This window comes from Streptomyces venezuelae ATCC 10712, from assembly GCF_008639165.1.
GTDB lineage: Bacteria > Actinomycetota > Actinomycetes > Streptomycetales > Streptomycetaceae > Streptomyces > Streptomyces venezuelae.
Genome location: NZ_CP029197.1, coordinates 3,730,291 through 3,743,689, shown reverse-complemented (window position 1 = coordinate 3,743,689; position 13,399 = coordinate 3,730,291). Strand labels below are relative to the sequence as shown.

The following is a 13,399-nucleotide window of genomic DNA, read 5'->3' as shown; positions in this document are numbered from 1 at the left end:
GCAGCGGATCTCGCCGCTTCCGGACCGGCGGGGCTTGCCACGTACCGCCTGGCATGGGGGAGGATGGCGAGCATCCGTACGAAGGGAAATTCACGGTGAGCATCGACCCGTCCTCGATTCCGAATTTCGGGGGCCAGCCCCAGCCTCAGGCCGCAGGACCGGCGGGCCCCGTCGTCCCCGACCAGGACCTCGTCAAGCAGCTCCTCGAGCAGATGGAACTGAAGTACGTCGTCGACGACGAGGGTGACCTCGCGGCGCCGTGGGAGGAATTCCGCACGTACTTCATGTTCCGCGGCGAGGGCGAGCAGCAGGTCTTCTCGGTGCGGACGTTCTACGACCGCCCGCACTCCGCCGACGACCGCGCCAAGGTTCTCGACGCGATCGACGACTGGAACCGCCGCACCCTGTGGCCGAAGGTCTACACCCACCTGCACGAGGAGGAGGACGGCTCCGCCACCCTCCGTCTCATCGGTGAGGCGCAGATGCTGATCGGCACCGGCGTCGCCCTGGAGCACTTCGTGTCCTCCACGGTCAGCTGGGTCCGCGCCTCCATCGAGTTCGACAAGTGGATCGTCGAGCAGTTCGGCCTGGAGTCCCCGGAGGAGAAGGCCGCGGGCGACGAGGAGGCCTGAGCCTTCCCCGCACCACGCCGAGAGCCCGGCCCCCTTCCGAGGGGCCGGGCTCTCGGCGTCCGCGGTGCCGCGCCGGGCCTCAGGCCAGCCGCTTGAGCCGGGAGACGGCCTCCTCCAGGACCTCGGTCCTCTTGCAGAACGCGAAGCGGACGAAGGGCGCGCCGGCCTCGCGGTGGTCGTAGAAGACGGCGTTGGGGATGGCGACGACCCCGGCGCGCTCCGGCAGCGAGCGGCAGAACGCGAAGCCGTCCTCGGCGCCGAGCGGGCGGATGTCGGTGGTGACGAAGTACGTGCCGGCGGGCTTGAAGACCCCGAAGCCGGCCTGCGCGAGGCCCTCGCTCAGCAGGTCCCGCTTGGCGGCGAGCTCGGTGCGCAGCCCGTCGAAGTAGGCGGCGGGGAGCCGGAGCGCCTCGGCGATCGCGTACTGGAAGGGGCCGGAGGAGACGTACGTGAGGAACTGCTTGGCCGAGCGGACCGCGGAGGTCAGCTCGGGGCTCGCGGTGATCCAGCCGACCTTCCAGCCGGTGAACGAGAACGTCTTGCCGGCCGAGCCGATGGTGACCGTGCGCTCCCGCATGCCGGGGAGGCTCGCGATCGGGAGGTGCTCGGCGCCGTCGAACACCAGGTGCTCGTACACCTCGTCGGTGACGACCAGCAGGTCCCGCTCGACGGCGAGCTCGGCGACGGCGGTCAGCTCGGCGCGGGTGAGGACGGTGCCGGTGGGGTTGTGCGGGGTGTTGAGGAGGATCAGCCGGGTCCGGTCGGTGACGGCGGCCCGCAGCTCGTCGAGGTCGAGGACGTAGGTGCGCCCGTCGGGGCCTTCGGCGGGGCGGAGGGTGACGGGGACCCTGGTGCCGCCGGCCATCGCGACACAGGCGGCGTACGAGTCGTAGTACGGCTCCAGGGCGATCACCTCGTCGCCGGGCTCGACCAGGGCGAGCAGGGCCGCCGCGATGGCCTCGGTGGCGCCGGCGGTGACGAGCACCTCGGTGTCGGGGTCGTACCCGAGGCCGTACCGTTCCCGCTGGTGGTCGGTGATCGCGCTGCGCAGCTCGGGGACGCCGGGTCCTGGCGGGTACTGATTGCCCCGGCCGTCGCGCAGCGCGCGGACCGCGGCCTCCCGGATCTCCTCGGGGCCGTCGGTGTCGGGGAAGCCCTGGCCGAGGTTGATCGACCCGGTCCTGGCGGCGAGCGCGGACATCTCGGCGAAGATCGTCGTCCCGAACTCGGCGAGCCTGCGGTTGAGCGGCGGTCGTGTCATGACGGCCATCCTGGGCCGAAGCTCTGGACTTGCTCAAGTGCGCTTTGGCGGGGAGCCGTCGAGGGCATCTCCCTCGCACAAGAGAACGGGGGTAGTACTGATGGGGATCTTCTTCGTCATCATCGGCATCATCGGCTTCGTGGTGGTCGTCGCGGTGGTCATCGCGGTGGTCGCCGCCGTCAAGGCGGGCTCCGGTGGCGGCACCGGCCGGTCGCGGCGGCGGGCCGGCCGGTCGGCCGCGAGCGGCGGCAGCATCACCTGGGCGGACGGCGGCGGGGGCGGCGGCTGCGGTGGGGGCTCCAGCTCCTGCGGCGGCGGTTCCAGCTCGTGCGGGGGCGGCGGCGGGGGCTGCGGCGGCGGCAGCTGAGCGGGTGGCGTGGGCGGGTGGCACGTGTCGTGGGCAATCGGCGCCGACATGTCGATCGATTCCGATTGAACAATTGAACTGTGGGGTCCCCGAAGGGGTTGGAAACCACGGCAAGTTGGGTAAAAACGCTGCGAGTCGCCCGGGGTCCGTGGTTCTCTCGCTCCTGACAGAGACAGCCCTCGGACCGCGTGTGGACCCGAGCCGGCGATTCCCCACACCCGTGGAACCCTTCTCCGGGGCGCCCCCGGCCCACCCGTCAAACCGTGTTTGCGGAGCCGACCCATGCTCACCACCCTGAAAACCTCCTACACCGACACCCGCGCGGCCGATCTGGCCTGGGCCCTGGGGCGCGAGCCGCTGCCGGCCCTCGCCGTGCTCGATCTCGAACTCTCGGGCGCCAGACTTCAGTTGCGGCTGCTCGGCGCCTCCCACCAGGTGCTCCTGGAAGAGGAGGGCCGCAACTGCTCGGAGACCGTCGCCTGCATGCCCGGCAGCAGCACCCCGCTCCCGCTCGGCGTCTCCAAGCGCGTCGGCGAATGGGAGTACGAATTCGCGGCGCGGGTCGAGACGCTCTCGCACGGCTCCTTCGCGGGCCGGGCGCAGGAGCTGCTCGCGCTCGTCGCCGACCATCCCAACGGGCTCGCGGGGACCTTTCCCGGGTCCCCGCACGCCTTCACGGCGATGCTGGCCCAGCGTCACGAGGGTCAGGTGCGCTGGCGCACCTGGCACGCCTACCCGCAGGAAGGGCAGTTGGTGGTCACCAGGACCCGCATCGGCGCACGTATGCCCGCAACGCTCTGATACGCCCCTCCGGAGCCCCAGATCCACTCGTGTGGGTGACAAGGGGCGTCCAGGTCGTGACGTAGCGTTACGGACATGATCGAGCCGACCGTGACCATGCCACCCGAGAGGGTGCGGCGGCCGCCCGCACGGCGGCCCGAGCCACCGCGCGAGACGGTGCGCTTCCCGGTCCTCGCTGTCGTCTTCGTCTGCGCCGCCTGCGGCCTGGTGTACGAGCTCGAACTGGTCGCGCTCGCCTCCTACTTGATCGGCGATTCGGTCACCCAGGCCTCCGTCGTGCTCTCCGTCATGGTCTTCGCCATGGGCGTGGGCTCCCTTCTCGCCAAGCGGCTGCGCTGCCGGGCCGCCGTCGGCTTCGGCCTGGTCGAGGCCGGTCTCGCGCTCATCGGCGGCTGCTCGGCGATGGTGCTGTACGCGGCCTTCGCCTGGCTCGGCGAGTCGCGGTACGTGCTCGTGGCGTTCTCGCTCGCCATCGGGGTCCTCATCGGCGCGGAGATCCCCCTCCTGATGTCGCTCATACAGCGGGGCGAGCGCTCCGGGCGGGCCGGGCGCAAGGCCTCGCTCGGCGAGGAGGACGACGCCGCCGGGACCGTCGCCGACCTCTTCGCCGCCGACTACGTGGGCGCGCTGGTCGGCGGCCTCGCCTTCCCGTTCCTGCTGCTGCCCTGGCTCGGCCAGCTCACCGGCGCCCTCGTCACCGGCGCGGTCAACGCGGTGGCGGGCGGCGGCCTCGTGCTCTGGGTGTTCCGCCGCGACCTGACGGCCCGCTCCCGCGCCCTGCTCGTCGCGGTGAACGTGTCGGTGCTCGCCGTCCTCGCCACCGCGACCGTGCTCGTCGACGACTTCGAACAGGCCGCGCGCCGGGCCGTCTACGGGGAGCGGGTGCGGGTCGCCGTCCAGACCGACCTCCAGGAGGTGGTGCTGACCGGAGACCGCCAGGAGCCGCCCGACCTGTTCCTCGACGGGCGCCTGAGAGTCTCGGGCCAGGACGAGTACCGGTACCACGAGGCCCTCGTCCACCCCGCGATGAACGGCGCCCGCGCGCGCGTCCTCATCGTCGGCGGCGGGGACGGCATGGCCGCGCGTGAGGCCCTGCGCTACCGGGGGGTCCGCTCCGTCACCGTCGTCGAACTCGACCCGGGCGTCGTCCGCCTCGCCCGTACGGACCCGGCGCTCGCCTCGCTCAACGGGCAGGCGTTCCGCGACCCCCGCGTCCGGGTGGTCTACGCGGACGCGTTCCGCTGGCTCCGGGGCGCCGTCGATCGTCTGCAGGAACGGTACGACGTGGTGATCTCCGATCTGCCCGACCCCGGCATCACCCCCAGCACCAAGTTGTACTCGGAGGAGTTCTACGGGCTCGTCGCCCAGGTCCTCACCCCCACCGGACGCTTCGCCGTGCACGCCGGCTCCGTCACCGACCGGCCCCGCACCTACTGGACGGTGGACTCCACCCTCCGCGCGGCCGGCTTCGCCACCCGGCCCTACAGCGCCGCCGGCCGGGCCCCCGGCTTCGCCGCCGGACCCGACCGCGCCGACCGGGCCGGCGGTACGGGAGGGGGGCCCGACGACTGGGGCTTCCTCCTGGCCGTCCGGGGCGCCCGCCCGCCCGCCCTCGGGCTCGCCGCCGACGCGCCCCGGCTGCGCTCGCTCGCCGCGGGCACCCTGGAGGCGGCGGCGCGCCGCGCCGAACGCGGCCGGGGCGCCGAACCGCCCCCGTCGACCCTGGTCCACCCGCGCTACGGCGGCTGACGGACACGGCGAGGAGGCGGGCGGCGGCCGGCGAACCGTGCGGGCCGGGCGGCGAACCGTGGCGGACGGTGGCGCCGAACAGGCGACGGCGCCGCCCGGCCTGAGTAGGCTCGGCTTCCATGGAGCATGAGGTGTTCGTCCCGGTCCCGGCCGAGGTTCTGCGCGCGACGCTCACGGACCCGGCCCGGGTGGTGCGCTGCGTCCCCGGCTTCCAGCGCGACGCCGACGCGGAGGCCGGTCCGCTCGCGGGGCGGCTCAAGGTGCGGGTGGGCGGCAACACCATCACCTACCGGGGCGCGCTGAAGGTCGTCGAGCGGGACGGCGCCGTCACCTACGAGGGCCAGGGCACCGAGGCCAGGGGCAAGGGGACGGCCGAGCTGTCGCTCACCGTGGTCCTCACTCCGGTGGCCGAGGGCACCAGCCTGAGCTTCACCGGCGGTCTGACGGCGGCCGGCCGGCTGGCCGAGGCGACGGAGGAGGCACGGGCCACGGCGGGCGCCCGGCTGCTCGACAAGTTCGTCGAGGCGCTCGCCGCGCTCGCGGAGGAGCCGGAGCCCGAGCCTGAGCCGGCCGAGCTGGACACCGCCGACGACACCGAGGACACCGACGACGACGGGGTGGACGACGGGGTCGAGGAGCCCCGCCGGGAGTCGGTCTTCGACGCGCCGGTCCCGCCGCCGTCCCTCGACCCCCTCCTGGCGGAGGAGCTCGCCGACACGCCCATCGAGTTCCCGGCACCGCAGCCGGCCGCCGAGGCGGCCCACGCCCGGCGGACCATGATCGGCCGGAGCGCCGAAGAGGTCGACCACGCCCCGCCGCGCGGCCGGTACGCGCCGGTGCCCGCGCCCGAGTCGACGAGCGCCGGGGCCACCCTGCGCTGGATCGCCCCGGCCGCCGCCCTCGCGCTCGCCTCCGCCGTGGTCGTCGGCCGCGCCCTACGCCGCCGCCGCTGACACCGGCCCCGGGCCGGTCGGGGCGCTGACACCGGCCCCGGCCCGGCCGGGCGGGCGCCGCCGGCACGGGCCCCGGGCCCGTCGGGCGCGTTCGGGGGCTCGCAGGATTAGGGTCGGGGCGTGAGCATGCAGACGCGACTGACGGCGGGCGACGCCGAGTTGACCATCAGCCCCGAGAACGGCTGCCGTATCGAGAGCCTGCGCATCGGCGGCACCGAGGTGCTGCGCCAGGGCGAGCGCTTCGGGTGCTTCCCGATGGTTCCCTGGTGCGGCCGGACCGAGAACGGCCGCTTCCGCAACGGGGCGACCACCCTTCAGCTGCCGGTCAACGCGCCCCCGCACGCCATCCACGGCACCGTCCGCGACCTCGCCTGGAAGCCCGCCAAGACCTCCGCCACCGAGGCCGTGTTCACGTGTGAGCTCGGGGACCCCTGGCCGTACAACGGCAGGGTCACCCAGGTCTTCGAGCTGGCCGAGGACGCCCTCACCCTCCGCTTCGGGGTGGAGACCTACGACGCCTCCTTCCCGGCGCAGGCGGGCTGGCACCCCTGGTTCCTGCGGAACCTCGGCCGGGGCGGCCAGGACGTACGACTCGACTTCACCGCCGCCTGGCAGGAGGAGCGCGGCGACGACCACCTCCCGACGGGACGCCGGATCGACCCCCTCCCGGGCCCCTGGGACGACTGCTTCGGGATGCCGGAGGGCGTCGACGTCACGCTCACCTGGCCGGAGGAGCTGGAGCTGAAGGTCACGAGCCGGGAGCCCTGGGTCGTGATCTACGACGAGCCCGAGGAAGCGGTCTGCGTCGAGCCGCAGTCCGGTCCGCCGAACGGCCTCAACACCCATCCGCGCCTGGTGACCCCGATCGACCCCCTGGAGGTCGAGAGCGTCTGGCGCTGGCGGCGGCTCTGAACGGGGCCCTTTAAGCTGCTCGACATGACTGACGTACGCGCTGAGCTGCTCCAGCAGATCAAGGACAAGGCCGTGGTGCACGGCAAGGTGACCCTCTCCTCGGGTCTGGAAGCCGACTACTACATCGACCTGCGCCGGATCACGCTGGACGGCGAGGCCGCGCCGATGGTGGGTCAGGTCATGCTCGACCTCACGGCCGACCTGGACTTCGACTGCGTCGGCGGGCTGACCCTGGGTGCCGACCCGGTCGCCACCTCGATGCTGCACGCCTCCGCCGCACGCGGACAGCGCCTCGACGCCTTCGTCGTACGGAAGGCGCAGAAGGCGCACGGCATGCAGCGCCGTATCGAGGGCACGGACGTCAAGGGCCGTCGCTGCCTGGTGGTCGAGGACACCTCGACCACCGGCGGTTCGCCGCTGACCGCCGTCGAGGCCGTCCGTGAGGCCGGCGGCGAGGTCGTCGCCGTCGCGACGATCGTGGACCGGGGTGCCGCCGACGCCATCGCCGGGGCGGGCCTGACGTACCTCACCGGCTACCAGCTGGCCGATCTCGACCTGGCGTAACCGCCGCGAAGTCGTGACTTAGGTCCCGGGCACTGGTGATAACTGTCCTGACCTGGGCTTTTACCAAGGGGCGGGGTGTTTCACGTGAAACACCCCGCCCCTTGGCGTGCCGTGCCCGTGGGAGCCCGCAGAAGAGTCTGGAAGGATGGGCGTCGACGATGACGTCGCCCCCAGGTCAGGGACAGCAACGCACACACCCCGCACATCACAAGGAGCGGACGAATGCCCATCGCAACCCCCGAGGTCTACAACGAGATGCTCGACCGGGCGAAGGCAGGCAAGTTCGCCTACCCGGCCATCAACGTGACTTCGTCCCAGACCCTGCACGCCGCCCTGCGCGGTTTCGCGGAGGCCGAGAGCGACGGCATCATCCAGATCTCGACCGGCGGAGCCGAGTTCCTGGGCGGCCAGTACAACAAGGACATGGTCACGGGCGCCGTTGCCCTCGCCGAGTTCGCGCACATCGTCGCCGCGAAGTACGACATCACGGTCGCGCTGCACACCGACCACTGCCCCAAGGACAAGCTGGACGGCTACGTCCGTCCGCTGCTCGACATCTCCGCCGAGCGCGTCAAGGCCGGTCGCGACCCGCTGTTCCAGTCCCACATGTGGGACGGCTCCGCCGAGACCCTCGCGGACAACCTGGCCATCGGCCAGGAGCTGCTCGCCAAGGCCGCCGCCGCCAAGATCATCCTTGAGGTCGAGATCACCCCGACCGGCGGCGAGGAGGACGGCGTCAGCCACGAGATCAACGACGAGCTGTACACCACCGTCGAGGACGCGCTCCGCACCGCCGAGGCCCTGGGCCTGGGCGAGAAGGGCCGCTACCTGCTCGCCGCCTCCTTCGGCAACGTGCACGGCGTCTACAAGCCGGGCAACGTCGTCCTGCGCCCGGAGCTCCTCAAGGACCTCCAGGCGGGTGTCGCCGAGAAGTACGGCAAGGCCTCCCCGTTCGACTTCGTCTTCCACGGCGGCTCGGGCTCCACGGCCGAGGAGATCGCCACCGCGCTGGAGAACGGCGTCGTGAAGATGAACCTGGACACCGACACCCAGTACGCCTTCACGCGTCCGGTGGCGAACCACATGTTCAAGAACTACGACGGCGTCCTGAAGGTCGACGGCGAGGTCGGCATCAAGTCGACCTACGACCCGCGCACCTGGGGCAAGCTGGCCGAGGCCGGCATGGCCGTCCGCGTGACCGAGGCCTGCGCCGCGCTGCGCTCGACCGGCACCAAGCTGAAGTAACGCGTTGATCGTGTGAGCGAAGGCCCGGCACCTCCCCAGGTGCCGGGCCTTTCGTCGTGGACGAGAGGGACCTGATGTACGACTTCGACCGGGAGACGGACCGGCGCGGGACCTGGTCGGTCCAGTGGGACGGGATCGCGGACCGCTTCGGCGTGTCCGACCTGCTCCCCTTCACCATCTCCGACATGGACTTCGCCTCCCCGCCCGAGGTCCTCACGGCCCTCCGCGACCGGGTGGACCACGGTGTCTTCGGCTACACGGACTGGCGGCTCGGCGACTTCCGGGAGGCGATACGCCACTGGTACGCCGACCGCTTCGACACCGCGATCGACCCGGACTCCCTGGTGTACGCGCCCTCCGTGCTCAGCCAGCTCTCCCAGCTGCTCCAGATGTGGACCGCCCCCGGTGACGGCGTGGTCGTCCACACCCCCACGTACGACGGCTTCCGCAAGGCCGTCACCGGGCTCGGGCGCGAGCTGCGCGGCGTACCGCTCGGGGACCTCGAAGCCCTCGAACGGGAGCTGGCCCGGCCCGACAGCACGATGCTGCTGCTCTGCTCCCCGCACAACCCGACCGGCCGGGTGTGGACCGAGGAGGAGCTCAGCGCCTTCGCCGCACTGGCCGAGCGGCACGGCGCGGCCGTCGTCAGCGACGAGATCCACGCCGACCTGACCACCGAGGGCCACCGGCACGTCCCGTGGACCCGGATCGCCGAGCCGGGCCGGGGCCACCGCTGGGCCCTGGTCACCTCGGGCACCAAGGCCTTCAACTTTCCCGCGCTCTCCGGCTCGTACGGGCTGATCGGCGACCCCGACGAGCGGACGGCCTTCATCCGGCGGATGGAGACCGGCGAGGGCCTGGCCTCGCCCGCCGTGCTCTCGCTGACCGCCCACATCGCCGCGTACCGGCAGGGCGCGGCCTGGCTGGACGAGCTGCGCGGCTATGTGGCGGGCACGATGGAGACGGTCCGGCGGCGACTGGCCGACGGGCTGCCCGGGGTGCGCTGGGAGCCCCCGCAGGCCGGCTATCTCGCCTGGATCGACCTGCGGCCGCTCGGCATCGAGGAGACCCGGCTCCAGGAGGAGCTGATCACGGTCGAGAAGGTCGCGATCATGCCCGGCGGGGTCTACGGCACCCCCGGTTTCGTCCGGCTGAACGTCGGCTGCCCCCGGGCGAAGGCCGAACGCGGCGTGGACGCGCTGGTCCGCGCGGCGGCGCGACTGCGCACGACCTGAGGGGCCCCGCTCGCGCGGCGGCGGGGCCGGTCGTGCACGGCGCGGATACCGGGGAGCGATGTGTCGCAGGCGTGTTCTAGTCTTCGTGCACCGCGCCCCGTGTTGAGGGGCCGGAACCATGCTCTTTGGGGGGCTCTTCATCGTGCGCAAGCGCACTCTCTCGGCCGCGACGTCGTTCGCGGTCCTCGTCAGCTCCGCGGCGCTCGTCGCGGGCACGGCGGGCCAGGCGGCCGCCGACAGCAGCAAGGCGCTTCCGATGTCGTCCGTGGGCGACATGGTGGTGGACGGCGTCCACCGGAAGATCTTCATCAGTGACCCGTATCTCGGGAAGGTCGTCGCGACCGACTACGCGGGCACGGTGCTGAGCACCGTCACCGGCCTTCCCGGGGTCACCGGGCTCGCGCTCTCCGCCGACGCGGGCAGCCTGTACGCCGCGGTCCCGGGCGCCGACGCCGTCGTCGCCCTGGACGCGCAGGCCGGGACCGAGCGCGCCCGGTACGCCACCGGCGAGGGCACCGACCCGCAGTACGTCGCGCTCGCCGGCGGCAGGATCTGGTTCGGCTACGGCAACGGCGACCACGGCGACATCGGGTCGGTCGACACCTCTGGTGCCGAACCCGTGGTGACCTTGGCCCAGGACGCCGAGCTGAACTACTCGGGCGCCCCGAGGCTCGTCTCCTCGCCGACGGACCCGAATGCCTTCGCGGCGATGTCCTCGTACTACCACCGGTTCCTGCTCGGCACGTACGACGCGTCGACGGCCACCGCGACCCGTACCGCGCGCACCGCCGCCGACGTCGGCTCGGTGGGCATGGCCAACGACCTCGCCTACACCCCGGACGGCGACAGGCTCATCACGGCCACCGCCGGCAACCGCCACCGGGTGTGGCGGACCACCGACATGGCCGAGCTGCCGTCCTACGCCAGCGAGTACCACGGCGCCGCCGTGGCCGTCGCGCCCGACGGCACCGTCGCGGCCGGCTCCGACGCCCCGTACAAGGCCGATGTGTTCGTCTACCGGCCGGGCGAGACGAAGGCCGTGCGGCAGTACGACTTCCCCGGCACGGGGACCAGCAGCGGCGGCGACAACCTCGCCGACGGCGCCCTCGCCTTCGAGCCGGGCGGCAGCCGCCTGTTCGCGGTCACCACGGCGAGCGGCAGCGGCAACGCCCGTCTGCACGTCCTGGACACGCCCACCAAGTCCCTGCCGACCGTCACCGTGAAGGTCCCGGCCACCGTGGGCGTCGGCAGGGAGATCACCGTCTCCGGCACGGTCGCGGCGACCCTGGGGCTGCCCTCCGGCACGCCGCTCACCGTGACCCGGTACGACGCCGAGGCCCCGAAGGGCACGGCGCTCGGGACGCGGAACCTCGGCGCGAACGGCACGTTCTCCTTCACGGACAAGCCGATGGCGGCCGGCAACGCCACGTACAAGGTGGCGTACGCGGGCGACGCCACGCACGTGGGGGCGAGCGGCACGGCGGTCATCAAGGTGACCCCGTACAAGACCGCCCTGACGCTGGACCAGAACCGTCGCACGGTCAACTACGGCACCGACGTGACGTACACGGCGTCCCTCGGCTGGACGTACCGCAACCGCGTGGTGGAGATCTGGGCGGACCCGTACGGCCCGGAGCCGCGGCGGCTGCTCAAGCGCGGCACGGTCAACTCGGCGGGCAAGCTGTCGGTGACGACGAAGATGACCCGCGACACCTGGGTGACCGCCGACTTCCTCGGTGACACCCGCTCCGGCTGGGCCCACGTCGGCTCCACGGTGTACACCCGGGCCGGTCAGGCGAGCACGCTGTCCCGGCACTACAAGTGGTCGAAGATCGGCACCATCTGGTACCAGACGTACCACCAGACCGGCGACGTGCTGCTCACCGCGTGGAACAACCCGTACCCGGGCCGCAAGACCAAGTACGAGGTCCAGGTCTGGTACGCGGGCGCCTGGCGCACCGGCTCCGAGGACCTCGCCCCGCTGAACAGCGGCGGCATGGCGTACATCCTGTTCGACGGCGCCGGGGCGGAGGGCGTCCGCGCCCGGGTCCGCACCTCGTACGTGGACGGCGTGTCCGGCGACGACGTGAACAGCTCGGTCACCGGCGCGTGGAAGTACTTCAACATCACCCGCTGACCCGTCGGCCACCGCTGCCCCGCCCACCGTCTCCTCGGATTCCGGTGGGCGGGGCTTCGGCATTCGCGGGACCATGCTGGCATGGGTGAGCGGGACGTGCGGATGGCCTCGGGGCCCGGACGATGGATCGTGTTCACGACCGTCCTCGGCTCCGGGATGGCCCTGCTCGACTCCACCGTCGTCAATGTCGCCCTGCCGCACATCGGCGCCGATCTCGGCGCCGACCTGGCCGTTCTCCAGTGGACGGTCAACGCCTACATGCTGACCCTGGCCGGGCTGATCCTGCTCGGCGGCTCGCTCGGCGACCGGTTCGGGCGCCGCCGGGTCTTCGTGATCGGGGTGGTGTGGTTCGCGCTCGCCTCGCTGCTGTGCGGGCTCGCCCCGAACGCCGGGGTGCTGATCGCGGCCCGCGCCCTCCAGGGCGTGGGCGGGGCGCTGCTCACGCCCGGCTCGCTCGCGCTGATCCAGGCGAGCTTCCACCCGGACGACCGGGCGAGGGCGGTCGGCCTGTGGTCCGGCTTCGGCGGGGTGGGGGCGGCGATCGGGCCGTTCGTGGGCGGCTGGCTGGTGGACGGGCCGGGCTGGCGGTGGGTGTTCCTGCTGAACGTGCCGCTCGCCGCGCTGTGCGTCCCCGTCGCCCTGAAACACGTCCCCGAATCGCGGGACGAGGCCGCGCACGGCCGGTTCGACGTGCTCGGCGCGGTCCTGGGGGCGGCGGCGCTCGCCCTCGTGACGTACGCGCTGATCGGCGAGGCCTGGTGGGCCGGGGCGGCCGGGGTCGTCGTCGGGGTCGGGTTCGTGCTGGTGGAGCGGCGGCGCGGCGAGCGTGCGATGGTGCCGCCGTCGATCTTCGCGTCCCGGATGTTCACCGCGGTCAACCTGGTCACCCTGTGCGTGTACGCGGCGTTCGGCGGCTTCTTCTTCCTGGCCGCCCTCCAGCTGCAGGTGGTGTCCGGCTACTCGGCGCTCGGTGCCGGGACGGCCCTGCTGCCGACGACGGTCCTGATGCTGCTCCTCTCGGCGAGGGCCGGGGAGCTGGGGGAGCGGATCGGGCCGAGGATTCCGCTCACGGTGGGACCGCTGCTGTGTGCCGCCGGCATGCTGTTGATGCTCCGGGTCGGCGAGGACGCCTCGTACGTGGTGGACGTGCTGCCGGCCCTGCTGGTGCTCGGGCTCGGCATGACGGCCCTGGTCGCGCCGCTGACGGCGACCGTGCTGGCCTCGGTGGACGTGTCCAGGGCGGGGCTGGCGAGCGGCATCAACAACGCGGCGGCCCGGGCGGCGGGTCTGCTCGCGGTGGCGGCGCTGCCGATGCTGGCGGGGATGGGCCCGGAGGCGTACCGCTCGGCGGAGGAGTTCGGGTCGACGTTCCGGCGGGCGATGCCGATGTGCGCGGGCATTCTCGTGGTGGGCGCGGTGCTCGCCTGGACGACGATGCGGACGCGGGTGCCGGCGGACTGCCACCCGGAGTGCCGGGTGCACTGCGGGGTGACGTCCCCGCCGCTGGACCCGGGGCAGCGGGACGCGGCGGGCTGAGGCAGGC

At 72.6% G+C, this 13,399-nt stretch carries 12 protein-coding genes; 11 read left to right on the top strand and 1 reads right to left on the bottom strand.

The features are described from left to right. Positions 1-95 precede the first annotated feature (95 nt). Positions 96-632 carry a type III secretion system chaperone family protein gene (locus DEJ43_RS17055; protein WP_041662569.1) on the top strand — a complete coding sequence of 179 codons (537 nt, stop codon included), beginning with the start codon at positions 96-98 and terminating at the stop codon, positions 630-632. Positions 633-711: 79 nt separating this feature from the next. Here DEJ43_RS17055 and DEJ43_RS17050 read toward each other — a convergent pair whose 3' ends face one another. After that, positions 712-1,893, bottom strand: coding sequence for a pyridoxal phosphate-dependent aminotransferase (locus tag DEJ43_RS17050; protein ID WP_015034623.1), 1,182 nt, complete (start codon positions 1,891-1,893; stop codon positions 712-714). A 100-nt stretch (positions 1,894-1,993) separates the two neighbouring features. Between DEJ43_RS17050 and DEJ43_RS17045 the strand changes: the two genes are divergently transcribed. The 10 genes from DEJ43_RS17045 to DEJ43_RS17000 all read left to right on the top strand — a co-directional run bounded on the left by DEJ43_RS17045 (position 1,994) and on the right by DEJ43_RS17000 (position 13,392). After that, positions 1,994-2,260 carry a hypothetical protein gene (locus tag DEJ43_RS17045; protein WP_181399489.1) on the top strand — a complete coding sequence of 89 codons (267 nt, stop codon included), beginning with the start codon at positions 1,994-1,996 and terminating at the stop codon, positions 2,258-2,260. Between the two features lie 282 nt (positions 2,261-2,542). Then, on the top strand, positions 2,543-3,061 hold the full coding sequence (locus DEJ43_RS17040; RefSeq protein WP_015034621.1) for a DUF2617 family protein: 519 nt from the start codon (positions 2,543-2,545) through the stop codon (positions 3,059-3,061). A gap of 75 nt (positions 3,062-3,136) precedes the next feature. Beyond that, complete coding sequence (locus DEJ43_RS17035; RefSeq protein ID WP_071891365.1) at positions 3,137-4,810, top strand: polyamine aminopropyltransferase; 1,674 nt, start codon at positions 3,137-3,139, stop codon at positions 4,808-4,810. A gap of 119 nt (positions 4,811-4,929) precedes the next feature. Further along, entirely contained in the window at positions 4,930-5,763 is an 834-nt protein-coding gene (locus DEJ43_RS17030; RefSeq protein ID WP_015034618.1) for an SRPBCC family protein, read from the top strand. A 126-nt stretch (positions 5,764-5,889) separates the two neighbouring features. Beyond that, entirely contained in the window at positions 5,890-6,675 is a 786-nt protein-coding gene (locus tag DEJ43_RS17025; protein WP_041662566.1) for an aldose epimerase family protein, read from the top strand. 24 nt (positions 6,676-6,699) lie between these two features. Then, positions 6,700-7,239, top strand: a complete 540-nt coding sequence (pyrE, locus tag DEJ43_RS17020; protein WP_015034616.1) for an orotate phosphoribosyltransferase — start codon at positions 6,700-6,702, stop codon at positions 7,237-7,239. A gap of 222 nt (positions 7,240-7,461) precedes the next feature. Continuing rightward, complete coding sequence (gene fbaA / locus DEJ43_RS17015) at positions 7,462-8,484, top strand: class II fructose-bisphosphate aldolase (RefSeq protein ID WP_015034615.1); 1,023 nt, start codon at positions 7,462-7,464, stop codon at positions 8,482-8,484. Positions 8,485-8,558: 74 nt separating this feature from the next. Continuing rightward, positions 8,559-9,719 carry a MalY/PatB family protein gene (locus DEJ43_RS17010; RefSeq protein WP_015034614.1) on the top strand — a complete coding sequence of 387 codons (1,161 nt, stop codon included), beginning with the start codon at positions 8,559-8,561 and terminating at the stop codon, positions 9,717-9,719. 142 nt (positions 9,720-9,861) lie between these two features. Further along, on the top strand, positions 9,862-11,856 hold the full coding sequence (locus tag DEJ43_RS17005) for an Ig-like domain-containing protein (protein WP_106433856.1): 1,995 nt from the start codon (positions 9,862-9,864) through the stop codon (positions 11,854-11,856). An 81-nt stretch (positions 11,857-11,937) separates the two neighbouring features. Then, positions 11,938-13,392 (top strand): MFS transporter, encoded by a 1,455-nt coding sequence (locus DEJ43_RS17000; protein WP_015034612.1) that lies wholly within the window; start codon positions 11,938-11,940, stop codon positions 13,390-13,392. Positions 13,393-13,399 lie beyond the last annotated feature (7 nt).

Coding starts and splice junctions, on each gene's coding strand:
- DEJ43_RS17030 (WP_015034618.1), top strand. CDS start 4,930: ATGGAGCATGAGGTGTTCGTCCCGGTCCCGGCCGAGGTTCTGCGCGCG.
- DEJ43_RS17050 (WP_015034623.1), bottom strand. CDS start 1,893: ATGACACGACCGCCGCTCAACCGCAGGCTCGCCGAGTTCGGGACGACG.
- DEJ43_RS17025 (WP_041662566.1), top strand. CDS start 5,890: ATGCAGACGCGACTGACGGCGGGCGACGCCGAGTTGACCATCAGCCCC.
- DEJ43_RS17010 (WP_015034614.1), top strand. CDS start 8,559: ATGTACGACTTCGACCGGGAGACGGACCGGCGCGGGACCTGGTCGGTC.
- DEJ43_RS17045 (WP_181399489.1), top strand. CDS start 1,994: ATGGGGATCTTCTTCGTCATCATCGGCATCATCGGCTTCGTGGTGGTC.
- DEJ43_RS17000 (WP_015034612.1), top strand. CDS start 11,938: ATGGGTGAGCGGGACGTGCGGATGGCCTCGGGGCCCGGACGATGGATC.
- fbaA (WP_015034615.1), top strand. CDS start 7,462: ATGCCCATCGCAACCCCCGAGGTCTACAACGAGATGCTCGACCGGGCG.
- pyrE (WP_015034616.1), top strand. CDS start 6,700: ATGACTGACGTACGCGCTGAGCTGCTCCAGCAGATCAAGGACAAGGCC.
- DEJ43_RS17035 (WP_071891365.1), top strand. CDS start 3,137: ATGATCGAGCCGACCGTGACCATGCCACCCGAGAGGGTGCGGCGGCCG.
- DEJ43_RS17040 (WP_015034621.1), top strand. CDS start 2,543: ATGCTCACCACCCTGAAAACCTCCTACACCGACACCCGCGCGGCCGAT.